The organism is Variovorax sp. Varisp36, from assembly GCF_047304235.1.
Taxonomy (GTDB): Bacteria; Pseudomonadota; Gammaproteobacteria; order Burkholderiales; family Burkholderiaceae_C; genus Variovorax.
This window is the reverse complement of sequence record NZ_JBGLYU010000015.1, coordinates 101,371-117,690: the sequence shown is the minus strand read 5'-3', so window position 1 is coordinate 117,690 and position 16,320 is coordinate 101,371. Positions and strand designations below refer to the sequence as shown.

Genomic DNA, 16,320 nt, shown 5'->3' with positions numbered 1-16,320 from the left:
GGCGCTGCCCCCCCCCCCGCGGCGCCCCCCCCCCCCCCCGCGGGCGGGGGGCGCCCCCCCGGGGCCCCCCCCCCCCCGGGGGGGGGGGGGGGCGGGGGCCCCCCCCCCCCCCGCGCTGCACCGGCAGCGGCCGGCCGGTGCCGGCCATGGCGTCGTGCACGCGCGGCAGGAACAGGCGCACGCAGAACAGCGAGCCCACGCCCGGCGTGCTCTGCACCTTCATCTCGCCGCCCATCAGGTCGGTCAGCATCTTGGCGATGGTGAGCCCCAGGCCCGCGCCCGGCGCGGCCGATGCGCCCGCTGCATTCCCGCGCGCAAACGGCTCGAAGATCCGCTCGATGTCCCCGGCCGGCATGCCCGGTCCGGTGTCCTCGATCTCCACCGACGCGAACTCGCGCGCATAGGCCAGCCGCAGCGTGACCTGTCCGGCCGCCGTGAACTTGATCGCGTTGCCCAGCAGGTTGATGAGGATCTGGCACACGCGCTTTTCATCCGCGCGCACCACCTCGGGCAACGCGCCTGCAGCATCGAAGTGGAACTGCAACCCCTTCTCCGCCGCCTGCAGCTCGAACATGTCGGCCAGTTCGCGCATCGTGTCGGCGAAGCGCATCGGCCGCGCATGCAGCGTGAGCTTGCCGGCCTCGATGTGCGCGATGGCGAGCGTGCCCTCGATGAGCGACAGCAGGTGCTCGCCGCCGCGCTTGATGACCGCTACCGCCTGCTGGCGGTGCGGCGGCACCGAATGGTCTTCGCCCATCAGCTGCGCATAGCCGAGGATGCTGTTGAGGGGCGTGCGCAGTTCGTGGCTGATGGCGCTGATGTAGCGGCTCTTGGCCTGGTTGGCCTGGTCGGCGGCCTGCTTGGCCTGCTCGGCCACGGCCCTCGCCTCTTCGGCGATCTGTTTTGCGGCCTGCAACGCGCGATCGGTCTCGCGGTGCAGTTCAATCTCGCGCACCAGCAGGTGGGTCTGCCGGTTCGATTCTTCCTGCGCCACCTTGCGGCTCTGGTGCGCCAGCACCAGCCACCACGCAACGATGCCCGCGATGACCAGCAGCGCCATGTACGCCTTGAGGAAGCCCGAGCGCAGCGACAGCTTCTGCACGCCTGCCAGCGCCGCAGCCACGTCGGCCTCGGAGGCCAGCTCCAGCGCGCCTTCGCCGAACGCGCGCAGCTCCTGCTGGTAGAGCACGCCGAACACCACGGCCAGCAGCGGCACGATGACCAGCATCAGCAGCAGGAAGTGGCCGAGCCCCGTGTCGAGATAGCGCCAGCTGCGCCGCGGCAGCAGCCAGCGCAGCACGCCGGACCACTGCGACGAGAGGCTCGCATGCGGCTTGCACAGGTCGCCGCAGCGCGCATCGAGCGTGCAGCACAGCGAGCAGATCGCGCCCTGGTAGGCGGGGCAATGCGCCATGTCCGGCCCCTCGTACTCGCGCTCGCAGATCACGCAGTGCTGCACCTTCAGGCGTTGGTAGCTGCCGGTCTCGACCTTGGCCCAGCGCACCGTGCGCGAACCTCCGGCGGGCGCGAAAGCCACCGCACCGTGGTGTTCATCGGAGCCGCGCGCCAGGTAGTACTTGCCCCCCGTCGCCCAGGCCAGCAGCGGCGATGCCACCAGCGCCGTGCCGAGCGCGATCAGCGCCGAGAAGGCCTGCGCCAGCGGACCGAACATGCCCAGGTGCGCGGTGATCGACAGCACCGAGGCCAGCGCCATCGCGCCCACGCCCACCGGGTTGATGTCCCACAGGTGCGCGCGCTTGAACTCGATGCCCGGCGGTGACAGCCCCAGCGGCTTGTTGATGACGAGATCGGCCACCACGGCCATCATCCAGGCGATGGCGATGTTGGCGAACAGACCGAGCACGTCGCCCAGCGCCTCGAACACGTTCATCTCCATCAGCATGAAGGCGATCAGCGCGTTGAACACCACCCACACCACGCGCCCCGGGTGGCTGTGCGCCACGCGCGAGAAAAAATTGCTCCAGGCCAGCGAACCGGCATAGGCGTTGGTGACGTTGATCTTGAGCTGCGAGATCACCACGAACAGCGCCGTGGCCGCCACCGCCCAGCCGTAGTGCGGAAACACGTACTCGTAGGCCGCGAGGTACATCTGGTTCGGATCGACCGCACGGTCGGCCGGCACCATGTGCGTGAGCGCCAGGTAGGCCAGCAGCGCCCCGCCCAGCATCTTGAGCACGCCCAGCACCACCCAGCCCGGCCCTCCGGCCAGCACCGCGCCCCACCAGCGGCGCGCCGTGGCCGCGGTGCGGGCGGGCATGAAGCGCAGGTAGTCGGCCTGCTCGCCCATCTGCGTGATCAGCGCGATGCCGACCGTGAGCGCAGCGCCAAACAGGTGCAAATTGAAGCCACTCGTGCCCGAGCGAACCCCGTTGTAGTGCACGATGCCCGCAAATGCACCAGGATCGCGCACCAGCACGTAGGCAAAAGGCACCACCAGCATCAGCAGCCACAGCGGCTGCGTCCACAGCTGCAGCCGGCTGATGGCCGACACGCCGTGCGTGACCAGCGGGATCACCACCAGCGCGCACACCAGGTAGCCCCACACAGGCGGGATGCCCAGTGCCAGTTCCAGCGCATAGGCCATCACCGCCGCCTCGAGCGCAAAGAAGATGAAAGTGAAGCTCGCGTAGATCAGCGAGGTGAGCGTGGAGCCGATGTAGCCGAAACCCGCGCCGCGCGTGAGCAAATCCATGTCGACGCCGTAGCGCGCCGCATACACGCTGATCGGCACGCCTGCCAGGAAGATGATGAGCCCGGTCGCCAGGATCGCCCAGAAGGCGTTGGCGAAGCCGTACTGCACCAGCAGCGTGGCGCCGACCGCCTCCAGGATCAGGAACGACGCCGCCCCGAAGGCCGTGTTCGCCACCCGCCATTCGGACCACTTGCGAAAGCGCTGCGGCGTGTAGCGCAACGCGTAGTCCTCCAGCGTCTCGCTGGCCACCCAGCTGTTGTAGTCGCGCCGCACCTTGACGATGCGCTGGGGGGCGTCGTCGGGGGTGATCGGTGTGTCAGTGGGGTTCACACCGTTTCGGTGCATCTTTCGTGCCTGCACTGTTGATCGTCCCCAGGCTGCGCGCACTTCGTGTCGTTTCGCCCCCCACCGCGGGCGGGCCGGCCGCTTCGGGCGGCCGTGCGCGGCGGCCCCGGCTGCCGCGCGGCACGACTGTTGCAAAGAAGCCGGCTTGCCCATAATGGCCGCCACTCTCTGCCACCCGATGCCGATCCCATGGAACTGACTCCGCGCGAAAAAGACAAGCTGCTGATCTTCACCGCGGCGCTGCTCGCCGAACGCCGCAAGGCCCGCGGCCTGAAGCTCAACTACCCCGAAGCCATCGCCCTGATTTCGGCCGCCGTGATGGAAGGCGCCCGCGACGGCAAGAGCGTCGCCGAGCTCATGAGCGACGGGCGCGGCGTGCTGACCCGCGCCGACGTGATGGACGGCATCGCCGAGATGATCCCGGACATCCAGGTCGAAGCCACCTTCCCGGACGGCACCAAGCTGGTGACCGTCCACCAGCCGATCGTCTGACACACCCAGAACAAGAAGGATTCTTTCCATGCGCAAGACCACTGCTTCCAGAAGCCTCGCACTGTGCGCCGCCCTCGTGCTGCCCCTCGCGGCCAGCGCCCACACCGGCGTCGACGGCGGCCTGCACCACGGCCTCACCACGGGCTTCCTGCATCCGCTGACCGGCGCCGACCACCTCGCCGCCATGGTCGCGGTCGGCCTCTGGAGCGCGCTGGCCGCGCGCCGCGCCTGGCCCGACCTGCTCTGGGCGCCGCTGGCCTTCGCCGGCATGCTGCTGGTGGGCGCGCTGATGGGCCTGGCCGGCGTGCAGCTGCCGGCGGTCGAGCCGATGATCGCGGCCTCGCTGCTGGTGCTCGGCCTGCTGGTGGCCACGCGCGTTCACCTGCCGGCCGTGGTCGCCATGGCGGTCGTCGGCGTGTTCGCCCTTTTCCATGGCGTGTCCCACGGCCACGAACTGGCGAGCGAAGAAGGCGCGGCCCTCACGCTGGCCGGCATGGTCGGCGCGACCGTGCTGCTGCACCTCGCGGGCATCGCGGTGGGCTGGGCGCTGCGCCATGCCAACGCGTGGCTGCCGCGCGTGACCGGTGCCGCGGTGGTGGTGCTCGGTGCGTCGCTGCTGGCACAGGCCGTCTGAACATGATCCCCGGCGAACTCCTCACCGACGACGGCGAGCACACGCTCAACCCCGGCCGCCGCACCCTCACGCTGGTGGTGCGCAACACCGCCGACCGGCCGATCCAGGTCGGCTCGCACTACCACTTCGCCGAGACCAACGGCGCGCTCGGCTTCGACCGCGAGGCCGCGCGCGGCATGCGGCTGAACATCGCATCGGGCGCCGCGGTGCGCTTCGAACCGGGCCAGCAGCGCACGGTCGAACTGGTCGATTTTTCGGGCGATCGCATCGTCTACGGCTTTCGCGGCCTGGTTCAAGGGAAGCTTTAAACATGGCCACCATCGGGCGGCGTGCCTACGCAGAAATCTTCGGCCCCACCGTGGGCGACCGGGTCCGTCTTGCTGACACCGACCTGCTGATCGAAGTCGAGGCCGACTACACCTTGCGCGCCGGCGGCTACGGCGAAGAGGTGAAGTTCGGCGGCGGCAAGACCATTCGCGACGGCATGGCGCAATCGCAGCGCACGCGTTTGCAGGGTGCTGTCGACACGGTACTGACCAACGCGCTCATCCTCGACCACTGGGGCGTCGTCAAGGCCGACATCGGCCTGAAGGACGGCCGCATCGCCGCCATCGGCAAGGCCGGCAACCCCGACGTGCAGCCGGGCGTCGATATCGTCATCGGCCCCGGCACCGAGATCATCAGCTGCGAGGGCAACATCGTCACCGCCGGCGGCATCGACAGCCACATCCACTTCATCTGCCCGCAGCAGATCGAGGAGGCGCTGACCTCAGGCGTGACCACCATGCTCGGCGGCGGCACCGGCCCCGCCACCGGCACCTTCGCGACCACCGCCACGCCCGGCCCCTGGCACATCGAGCGCATGCTGCAGGCGGCCGATGCGTTCCCGATGAACCTGGGCTTCCTCGGCAAGGGCAATGCGAGCCTGCCGCACGCGCTGCACGAGCAGATCGAAGCCGGCGTCATCGGCCTGAAGCTGCATGAAGACTGGGGCACCACGCCCGCGGCCATCAGCAACTGCCTCGACGTGGCCGACGCCACCGACACGCAGGTGGCCATCCACAGCGACACGCTCAACGAATCGGGCTTTGTCGAGAACACTATCGCGGCCGTTGGCGGGCGCGCCATCTGCGCCTTCCACACCGAAGGCGCGGGCGGCGGCCATGCGCCCGACATCCTGCGCGTGGTGGGCGAGGCCAACTTCCTGCCCTCGTCCACCAACCCCACGATGCCCTACACCGTGAACACACTCGACGAGCACGTCGACATGCTCATGGTGTGCCACCACCTCGACGCCGGCATCGCCGAAGACCTGGCCTTTGCCGAATCGCGCATCCGCAAGGAAACGATTGCCGCCGAAGACGTGCTGCACGACCTCGGCGCGATCAGCATGTTCAGCTCCGACAGCCAGGCCATGGGGCGTGTGGGCGAAGTCATCATCCGCACCTGGCAGACCGCGCACAAGATGAAGCTGCAGCGCGGCACGCTGCCGGAGGACAACGAGCGCAACGACAACTTCCGCGCCAGGCGCTACGTCGCCAAGTACACGATCAACCCGGCCATCGCGCACGGCATCGCGCACGAGGTCGGCTCGCTCGAAGTCGGCAAGTGGGCCGACATCGTGATCTGGAAGCCGGCCTTCTTCGGCGTGAAGCCCTTCACCATCCTGAAGGGCGGCACCATCGCGATGGCTGCGATGGGCGACCCGAACGCGTCGATACCCACGCCACAGCCGGTGCACTACCGGCCGATGTTCGGCGCGTACGGCGGTTCCCTCGCGAAAAGCTCGCTGACCTTCGTCTCGCAGGCCGGTCTGGCCTCGGGCATCAAGGAACGCTACGGCCTGAGCAAGAACCTCAGCGCGGTGAAGAACATCCGCAACGTGCGCAAGAAGGATCTGATCCACAACGGCTACACGCCGAGGATGGAGATCGATGCGCAGACCTACGCGGTGCGCGCCGACGGGCACCTGCTGACCTGCGAGCCGGCGAAGCTGCTGCCGATGGCGCAGCGGTATTTCCTGTTTTGAATGTCAGGGGCTGCGCGGTGCGAGGTGCTCGCGAATCCATTGGGCAAAGGAGGCTTCGTCGATCTCCCCCGCCGCGAGGCCGAGCGTCTTCAGTACGCAGTCCTCGTCGGACGCGAGGAGCTCGAATCCGTTGAGATCGAGGAAAGTTTCCATCGCAACGAATGCGGTTCTCTTGTTGCCGTCCACGAACGGGTGGTTGCGGGCGATGCCGAATGCGTAGCTCGCGGCCAGCGTGGCCGCATCGGGAGATTCGTACATCGCGCGGTTCTGCGGTCGGCCCATGGCGGATGCAAGCATTCCCTCGTCACGCACACCGGCGGGACCACCATGCTCGGCGAGCTGTTCTTCATGGACCAACTGGATCACACTCAGGTTCAGCCAGACCCAGTGTTGGTTGGCGGCGCTCACTTGGCAAGCTCGCGCAGAACATTGCGCCGCTTCTTCATGACGCGGCGCGCCGCCTCCATCTGCCGCTCGAACTCGTCGTCGTACGGCGTGATCGTGACCCCGCCGTTGGCGGCCTGCGTGAGGTAGACGGTGTCGCCCTTGCCCACGTTCATGCTCGCCAGCACTTCCTTGGGCAGGATGATGCCGACAGAGTTACCGATCTGAGTCAGTTTGAGGGCGGACATTGAACGCTCCGTTGAACAGAAGTTATAACGAACGTTATATTAGCCCGCCTCATTTGGAGCCGCAAGCCACCATGCTCACCGCCAACAAACTCATGCCCCAGGGCCGCGGCCTTGCGCCCGTTCTGCTCAAGCGCGCCGCCACCATCGAGCTCGACTGGGACATTCGCCAGAAAAGCCGCTTCGACGCCACCGACTCGCAGGGCCGCCAGATCGGCGTGTTCCTGCCGCGCGGCACCGCCGTGCGGGGCGGCGATGTGCTGGTGGCCGAAGACGGCTCGCTGGTCCGCGTCATCGCCGCGCCGCAGCCCGTGCTGCGCATCACGCATTGCACGGCCCACGGCACGCCTTTCGACCTGACGCGCGCGGCCTATCACCTGGGCAACCGGCATGTGCCGATCGAGCTCAGGCCCGACCATCTCAAGATCGAGCCCGACCATGTGCTGGCCGACATGCTGCGTTCGATGCACCTGATCGTCGTGGCGGTGGAAGAAGCCTTCGAACCCGAGAACGGCGCCTATGGTTCGCATGAGCATTCGCACAGCGGGGGTCACAGCCACGGCCATGGGCACTCGCATGGCGGCAGCAAAGGCCCGAAGCCGCTCGTGCTCGCGCCGGAACTGCTCGACGAGCATGGCCATGCGTGATCCGGGGCGCGCTCACGCCGACGGGGGACATTCGCGGAGGGGAGTGCCCGGTGGCCTGTGCACGCGCCCCGAACAAAGTCGCGCAGTGAAGAACTGACATGCCCAACCCAGTCAGCGCCAACAGCTTGCTGCAGCTCATCTGGCTCGCCTCGCCGGCCTTGCCCGTGGGCGGCTTCTCGTATTCCGAAGGCATCGAGGCGGCAGTGGAATGGGCCGGCGTCGACTCGGAGGCCAAGGCCGCCGAATGGCTCGCCGACCAATTGCACCTGAGCTTCGCGCGCGGCGATCTCGCGGCCTTCGCGCAGGCCATCGCGGCCTGGCGCGCCAACGACATGCCGCGCATCCGCGAACTCAATCAGTGGGTGATGAGCACCCGCGAATCGGCCGAATTTTTCCTGCAGACCGAACAGATGGGCCGCTCCTTCGTCGAGTGGCTCAAGCTGCACCACGCCGACACGGCCGAAGTATTCACCGACCTGCCCGCGAGCTACCCCATCGCCTTCGCCTTCGCGGTCGGCCGCACCGGCGCCACGGTGCACGACGGCTGCCTGGCCTTCGCCTTCGGCTGGGCCGAGAACATGGTCGCTGCCGCCGTCAAGGCCGTGCCGCTCGGCCAGAGCGCGGGCCAGCGCATCCTCGGGCGGCTGGCGCAGGAAATCCCGGATGCCGTGGCCCGCGCCATGGCCCTCGGCGACGACCAGCGCCAGGCCTTCGCGCCCCTGCTGGCGGTGTTGTCGGCCCGTCATGAAACACAATATTCCCGCCTCTTCCGAAGCTGAACCGGACACACCCTCCATGACCTCCGCCCTGCACCACATCCCCCATCGCACCAAGAGACTGCCCCCGCTGCGCGTAGGCATCGGCGGCCCGGTCGGCTCGGGCAAGACCACGCTGCTCGAGATGCTCTGCAAGGCGATGCGCGACAAGTACGACCTGATCGCCATCACCAACGACATCTACACCAAGGAAGACCAGCGCCTGCTGACGGTGTCTGGCGCGCTGCCGGCTGAACGCATCATGGGCGTCGAGACGGGCGGATGCCCGCACACCGCCATCCGCGAGGACGCGTCGATCAACCTCGAAGCCATCGACCGCATGCTCGAGGACTTCCCGGACGCCGACATCGTGTTCGTCGAATCCGGCGGCGACAACCTCGCGGCCACCTTCAGCCCCGAGCTGTCGGACCTCACGATCTACGTGATCGACGTGGCGGCCGGCGAAAAGATTCCGCGCAAGGGCGGCCCCGGCATCACCAAGAGCGACCTGTTCGTCATCAACAAGACCGACCTCGCCCCCTACGTGGGCGCGAACCTCGACGTGATGGAGCAGGACACGCAGCGCATGCGCCGCCAGCGGCCCTACGTGATGACGAACCTCAAGACGCTCACCGGCGTGGCCGAGGTGGTCGCGTTCATCGAGGAACGGGGCATGCTGGCCGCCGCCTGAAGCAGCTCGGCTGCAGCCGCTTCAGGGTAGCCCGAGGTAGACGCGCAGATCGTCCCTGCGCGTGCCGGCAGACGCCACGGCCGTGCGCAGGCGAGCCTCGGTCACGCCGAACCATTTTGTCCAGTAGTCGACCTCTTTCAGGTCGGTGACATCAATCTGCTCATCGTCCTGCGGAATGCGGACCTCGCTGGCCTCGGGCATCGTCGTCTCCATGAAGAATTTGGAGACGGCAGTCTCTCCGCCTGCCGGGCGCCGCCGGCCGGACGGATTCGAATCGGCTTGCAGGACAACTTCCCATGGCGCGGCGGCGCTCAGAGTTCGCTGCCGTCGCGCAGCTGCCGCGCCTTGTAGACCAGCCGCACGCTCGCGCGGCGCGGATCGCCGGCCTGCTGCTGCACGTAGACGTCGGTGTCGTTGCTCACCCATGCGGCGTACACGCTGCCCGGGTCGTGCGATGCGAGTTCATTGCCGAACGCCCCTCGGCCCCATCGCACGAGCGCCGCGAAGGCCGCCGCGCCGTTGTCGGGCGTGGCCTGCGCCGTCGCCACGTATTCGACGCGGCGCAACTCCGAGGCGGCGAAGAAGAAGGTCGGCTCGAACAGCAGCCCCGCCATCTCGACCGGGGCCGCGCGCCAGCTGCCGGCCAGTCCGCCGCTCAGCCGCTGCGGGCGCTGCACACGCTCGGCCGCGGGCAGCACGGCCCGCAGTTCCTCGGCCGACATGCCAAGGTGCACGCCCGCCGGCAAGGCCTGCGCATGCAGTGCACCGGCGGCGAGAAGGGCCGCGCTCGCGGCGAGCGCACGGAGAAAAGAGGTCAGAGAAGCAATGGATCGCACGTTCGGCATCGGGAAAGAAAGGCGGCGGCACCGTGGGACCGCGAGTATGGCGCGGAGTTCCAGGAGGCCCGTTCCGGCCGGCGTCGATCAGTCAGCCGATCAATCCCTGAACGCGCTCGCCAGCCAGCAGCGGCAGGCGCAGCGTCAGCCCCAGCACGCCTCCTGCATGCGGCGCCGAGTAGATGCGTCCGCCATGGTGGCTGGCGATGCGCTCGCAGGTCCGGGCGCTGGCACCGACTGCCGCCGTGTGGTGCCGCGCGCTGAGCGCCTTTCGCGCTCCTCCTCTTCTTACTGGTAGGCCGCCAGCTCCTGCTTCGCAATGGCGTTGCGGTGCACCTCGTCGGGGCCGTCGGCCACGCGCAGGTGGCGCTCGTACGCGTAGAAGTGGGTGAGCAGCGTATCCTGGCTCAGCCCCATCGCGCCGAAGGCCTGCATCGCCCAGTCGATCACCTTCACGCAGTTGTTGGGCGTGAGCACCTTGATCATCGCGATCTCCTTGGCGGCGACCTTGTTGCCCACGGTGTCCATGCGGTAAGCCGCGTTGAGCACCATCCAGCGCGACTGCTCGATGAGCATGCGCGACTCGGCAATGCGCTCGCGCCACACGCCCTGCTCCGACAGCGGCTTGTGGAAGGCGGTGCGCGACACCAGGCGCCGGCACATCATCTCGAGCGCGGACTCGGCCATGCCGATGGCGCGCATGCAATGGTGGATGCGCCCGGGGCCGAGGCGGCCCTGCGCGATCTCGAAGCCGCGGCCTTCGCCGAGCAGGATGTTCTCGACCGGCACGCGCACGTTCTCGAACACGATCTCGGGGTGGCCGAACGGCGGGTCGTACATGCCGAGCAGCTGCATGTCGCGCACGATGGTGATGCCCGGCGTATTCTTCGGCACGAGGATCATCGACTGCTGCCTGTGGCGGTCGGCGTTGTCGGGGTCGGTCTTGCCCATCAGAATGAAGATCTCGCAGCGCTCGTTCATCGCGCCGGTGATGTACCACTTGCGTCCGTTGATGACGTACTCGTTGCCTTCGCGCCGGATGCTGCAGCGGATGTTGGTGGCGTCGCTCGATGCGACTTCAGGCTCGGTCATCGCGAACGACGAGCGGATCTCGCCCGCGAGCAGCGGCGTGAGCCAGCGCTCCTGCTGCGCCTTGGTGCCATAGCGGGCCAGCACTTCCATGTTGCCGGTGTCGGGCGCGGAACAGTTGAAGATTTCCGCGCACCAGTAGCGCCGTCCCATGATCTCGCACAGCGGGGCGTACTCGACGTTGGTGAGGCCGGGGCCGTGCTCGGCCTCGGGCAGGAACAGGTTCCACAGGCCGCGCTCGCGCGCCTTGGCCTTGAGGCCGGCCATCATCGGCAGCTCGGCGTATGCCCGCCCGGCGCGGGCGTTGGCGGCCAGCTCTTCCTCGCGGCGTTTCTCGTTCGGGTAGACGAACTCGTCCATGAACTTGAGCAGCTCGTCGCGCAGCGCGATCGCCCGGGGGGTGAATTCGAAATGCATGGTGCGTCCTTCAACAGTCGATGTGCATTGAAGGTACGCGGCGCATGGTGTTTCGCACGGTCGTTCATGCGACAGCCGAGGGCCTGTGCTGTCGCCTTCGCAGCAGCCGCCGGCGCGACAATGTGCGCATGACCGCCAGCACCTCCGACGCCACGCCACGCCCCGCTTCGCCGCGCCCCGTGCGCACGGCCGCCACCCTCATCGTCCTGCGCGACGGCAGCCACGGGCTCGAGGTGCTGATGCTGCGGCGGGCCGAGAAGGCCGACGACCAGAACAGCGGTGCCAGCGTGTTTCCGGGCGGCGTGATCGACGCGCACGACCGCAGCCTGCACGGGCACTGCGGCGGCCTGGACGACAGCGCGGCGAGCGAACGCCTCGCGGTGCCGCAGGGCGGCCTCGACTACTACGCGGCCGCGATCCGCGAATGCTTCGAGGAAGCCGGCGTGCTGTTCGCGACCGACGGCACGGGCCGGCTGGTGGCGCTCGACAAGCTGCCGCCCGCGCAACTCGCCGCCATGCGCGACGAGGCGGAGCAAGGCACCGACGCGCTGATTTCGCTGTGCGACCGGCACGGCTGGCAGCTCGCGGCCGACCGGCTCGCCTACTTCACCCACTGGCTCACGCCGCCGGGCATGCCGCGCCGCTTCGACACCCGCTTCTTTCTCGCGCCGATGCCCGAGGCGCAGAGCGTGCGGCCCGACGGGCGCGAAACGGTCGAGCACATGTGGCTGCGGCCGGCCGAGGCCGTGGCGCCCGCGCGCGGGCTCAAGCTGATGAACGTGACGCGCCGCATCCTCGAACAGCTCGCGCATTTCGCAAGCACGGCCGAACTCATGACCCATGCGCGCGGCCTGACGCACATCCCGCGCGTCATGCCGCGGCTGGCGGACGGTCCCGCGGGCCGGCGGCCAGTGAACATGGAAGAGCCGGCGTACGAGGAAGTCGGGCACGTCGATCCGGACGGCAAGGGCGGCGGCCGCTATGCGCACGAGGCCGGACTGGTGATGCGGCTGTCGGCGCGGGTCTTGCGGGTCACGGGCGAGGCCGATGCATCGGGCGCGCTGGCGCACAGCTATTTCGTGGGCGTCGCGGGCGGCGATTGCGCACTGGTCGACGCGCTGCCCGCGAGCCCCGGGCATCTCGCGGCCCTCGTCGCGGCGGCACCTGGCCGGGTGAGATGGCTCCTGTCGACGCAGGCAACGACCGAAGAAGAGAAGCAGGCCTTGCGCGAGGCCTGGCCCGATGCATCTATCGCATCGCCCGCACCGGGCGAGCAGATCGATCTCGGCGATGCCACGTTGCGCGTGCTGCCCGGCACCGGCGGCGCGCCGACCTGCCAGTTCCTGCAGGTCGAAGACCGGATGCTGCTCGCGGGCCTCGACGCCGGCCCCGCGGCCGACGACGGCCAGGCCAGGTGGATCGCGCTGCGCCACGGCTTCCTGCGCAGCCGGCCCACCCCCTAGCGGCGGAGTGCCACATGGCGGTGGCATGCATCGTGCAAGATCGACCCCATGCTTCCCCTGTCTCCCGACGCGCTGCGCCAGCGGCTGCGGTCCTTCGCTTCCCGCGCGCAGCCCGTGCGCATTCTTCTCACCCTCGGCAGCCTCATGGCGGGCTGCGCCTGGACTGGCCATCCCGATGCGGTGATCCCGCTGTTCCTCGGCGCCATCGCCAGCGCGCTTGCCGAGACCGATGACAGCTGGCGCGGCCGGCTGCGCGCGCAGGTGGTCACGCTGGGCTGCTTCGCCGCCATCGCGTTCGCGGTCGAGGCGGCGTTCGGCCTGCCGCTGCTGTTCATCGCCGGGCTGGCGCTCGCGGCCTTCTGCCTCACGATGCTCGGTGCGGTGGGAGCGCGCTACAAGGCGATCGCGTACGCGACGCTGATCCTCGCGATGTACGCCACGCTCGGCATCGAGAACCTGGGCGCGCACGGCGTGGTGCAGCGCGGGCGCGAGCCTTTGCTGCTGCTGGCCGGCGCGGCCTGGTACGGCGTGTTCTCGGTGCTGTGGTGCGCGGCCTTTCCGGCGCAGCCGGTGCAGGCGCGGCTGGTGACGCTGTTCACGGTGCTGGGCAGCTTCGTGCGCTTCAAGGCCTCGCTGTTCGAGCCGCTGCGCGGCATCGACATCGAGCGCAAGCGGCTCGCGCTCGCGCAGCTCAATGCCGAGGTGGTGGCGGAGCTCAACGCCGCGAAGGAAAGCATCTTCCTGCGCATCGGCGCGCGCGCGCCGACCGGCCGGCTCTCGCGCTACCGCGGGCTCTACCTGATCGCGCAGGACGTGCACGAGCGCGCCAGCTCCTCGCACGACGACTACAACGCGCTGGCCGATGCCTTCTTCCACAGCGACCTGCTCTACCGCTGCCAGCGCGTGCTGGGCCTGCAGGGGCTGGCCTGCCAGCGGCTGGCCGATTCGATCGCGCGGCGCGAACCCTTCGAGGTCGCTCCGGAGACCGTGCAGGCGCTGGCCGACCTGCGCAGCGCCATCGAGCACGAGCGTGCGCGGGCCGACACGCCCGCGGGGCTGGCGCTGCTGGCATCGGTCGAGGCACTGGCGCGCAACCTCGCGCTGCTCGACGGCCAGCTCGCGGGTGCCAGCCAGCCGTCGGCGCGCGCGGGCCGTACCGAGATGGGCCTGTTCGACCGCTCGCCGCGCTCGTGGCGCGATGCGGTCGAGCGCGTGCGGCGGCAGCTCACGACGCGCTCTCCGCTCTTTCGCCACGCGCTGCGGCTGTCGATCGCGCTGGTTGCGGGCTACGGGGTGATGCGCGCCATCCACCCGGCGCAGGGATACTGGATCCTGCTGACCACGCTGTTCGTCTGCCAGCAGACCTACGGCGACACCATTTCGCGCATGGGGCAGCGCATCGCCGGCACCGCGCTCGGCGTGGTGGCCGGATGGGCGCTGCTGCAGCTGTTTCCGCAGCCGCTGGTGCAGTCGGTGATCGCGGTGGCTGCCGGCGTGCTGTTCTTCGCGACCCGCGCCACGCGCTATCTGCTGGCCACAGCATCGATGACGCTGCTGGTGCTGATGTGCTTCAACCAGGTCGGCGACAGCGGCGTGCTGCTGGTGCCGCGGCTGGTCGACACCGCCATCGGCAGCGCGATCGCCGGGCTGGCCGTGCTGCTGGTGCTGCCGCACTGGCAGGCGCGGCGCATCAATGAACTGGCCGCAGCCGCGATGCGCGGCCATGCCGGCTACCTGCGGCAGATCGTCGGCCAGTACCGCACCGGCGCGCGCGACCACCTCGACTACCGGCTGGCGCGGCGCAACGACCACAACGCGGACGCGGCGCTGTCCACGGCGGTGTCGGACATGTTCCGCGAGCCGGGCTATGTGCGGCCGCGCGCGGGGGTGGCGCTGCGCTTCCTGATCCGCTCGCACACGCTGCTGAGCTACCTCTCGGCCCTGGGCGCCCACCGCGCGGCGCTGCCCGACTCGGCGCAGATGGCACTGCTGCAAACGGCGGCGGAAGGAGCGATCGCGGCGCTCGAAGGGCTGGCGGCCGGGCTGGAGAAGGGCCTGATCGAGGCGCCGGGCGATGCCGCCGCGGAGCCTGCCGCGCGGGCCGCACTGGCGCAGGCCGTCGCCACCAGCAACGACCCGCAGGCGCGAACCCTTCACACCGAACTCGGCCTGATCTGGCTGCAGATCGACGCCCTGCGCACCCACGCGCGCGAATGGCTGCAGTCCGAAGGCAGCGAAACCACGGCCGCGCCGGCCTGACGAACATCCATGCGATCCGGTCGGTTGAAACCCCCGTGGCGAGCGCCGCAAACCGCGGCAGGTAAAATTGCCCCTACATGTCCCGCTGGTTTGCCGCTGCTGTCCTCTCCATCATGTTGTCCTGTTACGGCTTTGCCGTGCTTGCGCACAGCATGATCGGTGCCGGCCATTCGCACGGCGAGCCGCAGGCCGCCACGCTGGTCGTGGCGCTCTCCGACGCTCCGGCAGGGGCTGCCGATGAGGCCTCGGACGATGCCCTTTCCCTCGACGAGGCCGGTTCCGAACACGCCGAACTGGTCAACGCGCGCAACGACGCTCCCGCGCTGCTGCGCTTCACGGAACAGCCGCCGAAGCTCGGCCTGACCACCACCGTCTCGCCGTTCCTCGCGCGACCCAAGCGGCCACCCCGGGCCGCTGCCTTCGTCGCCTAGGCCCCCAAAGCCTGCGCGACCGGGAGCCGCCATGGCTCCCGCCCTTGCGATCCGGGCCCGCCCCATGCGGTACCCGCATCGCGGCAACGACACCTCTCATTTTCAGGCCCTGCGCCGCCACTGCACGCGCCATTGCGCGCAGCCGGCACAGGTCCGGCTTCAAGGAATCCACACAATGAACAACAGCCCTATCGCCCATCACGACAGCATCGATCTGCCCCTCGCATCGCCGCAGGAGCGCAACCGCGTCCTGCGCAACGCCTACTGGCTGCTCGCGCTGTCGATGGTGCCCACCGTGCTCGGCGCCTGGATCGGCGTTGCCACCGGCTTGTCGCGCGCCATGTCGCCGGGCATCGGCCTGATGGTGTTCCTCGGCGGCGCCTTCGGCTTCATGTACGCCATCGAGAAGACCAAGGAATCGGCCGCCGGCGTGCCGGTGCTGCTGGCCTTCACATTCTTCATGGGACTGATGCTGTCGCGCCTCGTCGGCTCGGTGCTCGGCCTGGCCAACGGCGCGAGCCTGGTGATGACGGCGTTCGCCGGCACCGGCGCGATCTTCTTCGGCATGGCCACGCTGTCGTCGGTCATCAAGCGCGACCTGTCTTCCATGGGCAAGTGGCTCTTCATCGGCGCGATCGGGCTGCTGGTGGCGGGCATCGCCAACTTCTTCATCCAGTCGAGCGCGCTGATGATGACGCTGTCGGTCCTGGCCATCGGCATCTTCTCGGCTTTCATCCTGCACGACCTCAAGCGCGTGAAGGACGGCCTGGAAACCAACTACATCTCCGCCACGCTGGGTGTGTATCTCAGCATCTACAACGTCTTCCAGTCGCTGCTGGCCCTGCTGGGCATCGCCGGCGGCCGCGACGAGTAATCCCCCGAAAAGGAGA

The 16,320-nt window shown here is 68.9% G+C and carries 17 protein-coding genes; 11 read left to right on the top strand and 6 right to left on the bottom strand.

Features of this window, described 5'->3' with window-relative positions:
- Nucleotides 1-3,058, bottom strand: a 3,058-nt coding sequence (locus tag ACCD11_RS11950) for an ATP-binding protein (protein ID WP_413314005.1), incomplete at its 3' end; no start/stop codon positions are given.
- A 189-nt stretch (nt 3,059-3,247) separates the two neighbouring features.
- On the opposite strand from ACCD11_RS11950, the gene ACCD11_RS11945 reads away from it, so the two are divergent.
- From ACCD11_RS11945 to ureC, 4 genes are read left to right on the top strand one after another with little or no spacing between them, the layout of a single operon-like run.
- Complete coding sequence (locus ACCD11_RS11945; RefSeq protein WP_007833203.1) at nt 3,248-3,550, top strand: urease subunit gamma; 303 nt, start codon at nt 3,248-3,250, stop codon at nt 3,548-3,550.
- A 28-nt stretch (nt 3,551-3,578) separates the two neighbouring features.
- Nucleotides 3,579-4,184 carry a HupE/UreJ family protein gene (locus ACCD11_RS11940; RefSeq protein WP_413314004.1) on the top strand — a complete coding sequence of 202 codons (606 nt, stop codon included), beginning with the start codon at nt 3,579-3,581 and terminating at the stop codon, nt 4,182-4,184.
- 2 nt (nt 4,185-4,186) lie between these two features.
- The gene (locus ACCD11_RS11935) at nt 4,187-4,492 is read left to right on the top strand and encodes an urease subunit beta (RefSeq protein WP_413314003.1); all 306 of its coding nucleotides are present in this window, start codon (nt 4,187-4,189) and stop codon (nt 4,490-4,492) included.
- 2 nt (nt 4,493-4,494) lie between these two features.
- On the top strand, nt 4,495-6,213 hold the full coding sequence (gene ureC, locus ACCD11_RS11930) for an urease subunit alpha (RefSeq protein WP_413314002.1): 1,719 nt from the start codon (nt 4,495-4,497) through the stop codon (nt 6,211-6,213).
- Nucleotides 6,214-6,216: 3 nt separating this feature from the next.
- On the opposite strand, the gene ACCD11_RS11925 is transcribed toward ureC, so the two are convergent.
- Complete coding sequence (locus ACCD11_RS11925; protein WP_413314001.1) at nt 6,217-6,621, bottom strand: type II toxin-antitoxin system death-on-curing family toxin; 405 nt, start codon at nt 6,619-6,621, stop codon at nt 6,217-6,219.
- Nucleotides 6,618-6,845 carry an AbrB/MazE/SpoVT family DNA-binding domain-containing protein gene (locus tag ACCD11_RS11920; protein ID WP_007833196.1) on the bottom strand — a complete coding sequence of 76 codons (228 nt, stop codon included), beginning with the start codon at nt 6,843-6,845 and terminating at the stop codon, nt 6,618-6,620. The genes ACCD11_RS11925 and ACCD11_RS11920 overlap by 4 nt, the downstream gene beginning before the upstream one ends.
- A gap of 71 nt (nt 6,846-6,916) precedes the next feature.
- On the opposite strand from ACCD11_RS11920, the gene ureE reads away from it, so the two are divergent.
- From ureE to ureG, 3 genes are all read left to right on the top strand, one after another.
- Nucleotides 6,917-7,489 carry an urease accessory protein UreE gene (gene ureE / locus ACCD11_RS11915; protein ID WP_007833194.1) on the top strand — a complete coding sequence of 191 codons (573 nt, stop codon included), beginning with the start codon at nt 6,917-6,919 and terminating at the stop codon, nt 7,487-7,489.
- A gap of 98 nt (nt 7,490-7,587) precedes the next feature.
- Nucleotides 7,588-8,268: an urease accessory protein UreF gene (locus ACCD11_RS11910; RefSeq protein ID WP_007833192.1), complete on the top strand. Its 681-nt coding sequence runs from the start codon at nt 7,588-7,590 to the stop codon at nt 8,266-8,268.
- A 16-nt stretch (nt 8,269-8,284) separates the two neighbouring features.
- Complete coding sequence (ureG, locus tag ACCD11_RS11905) at nt 8,285-8,935, top strand: urease accessory protein UreG (protein WP_007833183.1); 651 nt, start codon at nt 8,285-8,287, stop codon at nt 8,933-8,935.
- A gap of 21 nt (nt 8,936-8,956) precedes the next feature.
- Here ureG and ACCD11_RS11900 read toward each other — a convergent pair whose 3' ends face one another.
- The 3 genes from ACCD11_RS11900 to ACCD11_RS11890 form a co-directional block, all read right to left on the bottom strand.
- Nucleotides 8,957-9,136 (bottom strand): DUF3606 domain-containing protein, encoded by a 180-nt coding sequence (locus ACCD11_RS11900; protein ID WP_007833182.1) that lies wholly within the window; start codon nt 9,134-9,136, stop codon nt 8,957-8,959.
- A 110-nt stretch (nt 9,137-9,246) separates the two neighbouring features.
- Nucleotides 9,247-9,780, bottom strand: a complete 534-nt coding sequence (locus ACCD11_RS11895) for a hypothetical protein (protein ID WP_413314000.1) — start codon at nt 9,778-9,780, stop codon at nt 9,247-9,249.
- Between the two features lie 279 nt (nt 9,781-10,059).
- The gene (locus tag ACCD11_RS11890) at nt 10,060-11,277 is read right to left on the bottom strand and encodes an acyl-CoA dehydrogenase family protein (RefSeq protein WP_413313999.1); all 1,218 of its coding nucleotides are present in this window, start codon (nt 11,275-11,277) and stop codon (nt 10,060-10,062) included.
- Nucleotides 11,278-11,405: 128 nt separating this feature from the next.
- Here ACCD11_RS11890 and ACCD11_RS11885 point away from each other — a divergent pair, with 128 nt between their 5' ends.
- The 4 genes from ACCD11_RS11885 (at nt 11,406) to ACCD11_RS11870 (ending at nt 16,304) form a co-directional block, all read left to right on the top strand.
- Nucleotides 11,406-12,740 carry an NUDIX hydrolase gene (locus ACCD11_RS11885; protein WP_413313998.1) on the top strand — a complete coding sequence of 445 codons (1,335 nt, stop codon included), beginning with the start codon at nt 11,406-11,408 and terminating at the stop codon, nt 12,738-12,740.
- A gap of 48 nt (nt 12,741-12,788) precedes the next feature.
- Nucleotides 12,789-14,999 (top strand): YccS family putative transporter, encoded by a 2,211-nt coding sequence (yccS, locus tag ACCD11_RS11880; protein WP_413313997.1) that lies wholly within the window; start codon nt 12,789-12,791, stop codon nt 14,997-14,999.
- 113 nt (nt 15,000-15,112) lie between these two features.
- A complete protein-coding gene (locus tag ACCD11_RS11875) occupies nt 15,113-15,430 on the top strand; it encodes a hypothetical protein (protein WP_413313996.1) in 318 nt (105 codons plus the stop codon).
- 175 nt (nt 15,431-15,605) lie between these two features.
- Nucleotides 15,606-16,304: a Bax inhibitor-1/YccA family protein gene (locus tag ACCD11_RS11870; RefSeq protein WP_413313995.1), complete on the top strand. Its 699-nt coding sequence runs from the start codon at nt 15,606-15,608 to the stop codon at nt 16,302-16,304.
- Nucleotides 16,305-16,320 lie beyond the last annotated feature (16 nt).

Coding starts and splice junctions, on each gene's coding strand:
- ACCD11_RS11900 (WP_007833182.1), bottom strand. CDS start 9,136: ATGCCCGAGGCCAGCGAGGTCCGCATTCCGCAGGACGATGAGCAGATT.
- ACCD11_RS11875 (WP_413313996.1), top strand. CDS start 15,113: ATGTTGTCCTGTTACGGCTTTGCCGTGCTTGCGCACAGCATGATCGGT.
- ACCD11_RS11935 (WP_413314003.1), top strand. CDS start 4,187: ATGATCCCCGGCGAACTCCTCACCGACGACGGCGAGCACACGCTCAAC.
- ACCD11_RS11920 (WP_007833196.1), bottom strand. CDS start 6,845: ATGTCCGCCCTCAAACTGACTCAGATCGGTAACTCTGTCGGCATCATC.
- ureE (WP_007833194.1), top strand. CDS start 6,917: ATGCTCACCGCCAACAAACTCATGCCCCAGGGCCGCGGCCTTGCGCCC.
- ACCD11_RS11890 (WP_413313999.1), bottom strand. CDS start 11,277: ATGCATTTCGAATTCACCCCCCGGGCGATCGCGCTGCGCGACGAGCTG.
- ACCD11_RS11895 (WP_413314000.1), bottom strand. CDS start 9,780: ATGCCGAACGTGCGATCCATTGCTTCTCTGACCTCTTTTCTCCGTGCG.
- ureG (WP_007833183.1), top strand. CDS start 8,285: ATGACCTCCGCCCTGCACCACATCCCCCATCGCACCAAGAGACTGCCC.
- yccS (WP_413313997.1), top strand. CDS start 12,789: ATGCTTCCCCTGTCTCCCGACGCGCTGCGCCAGCGGCTGCGGTCCTTC.
- ACCD11_RS11945 (WP_007833203.1), top strand. CDS start 3,248: ATGGAACTGACTCCGCGCGAAAAAGACAAGCTGCTGATCTTCACCGCG.
- ACCD11_RS11870 (WP_413313995.1), top strand. CDS start 15,606: ATGAACAACAGCCCTATCGCCCATCACGACAGCATCGATCTGCCCCTC.
- ACCD11_RS11910 (WP_007833192.1), top strand. CDS start 7,588: ATGCCCAACCCAGTCAGCGCCAACAGCTTGCTGCAGCTCATCTGGCTC.
- ACCD11_RS11885 (WP_413313998.1), top strand. CDS start 11,406: ATGACCGCCAGCACCTCCGACGCCACGCCACGCCCCGCTTCGCCGCGC.
- ureC (WP_413314002.1), top strand. CDS start 4,495: ATGGCCACCATCGGGCGGCGTGCCTACGCAGAAATCTTCGGCCCCACC.
- ACCD11_RS11940 (WP_413314004.1), top strand. CDS start 3,579: ATGCGCAAGACCACTGCTTCCAGAAGCCTCGCACTGTGCGCCGCCCTC.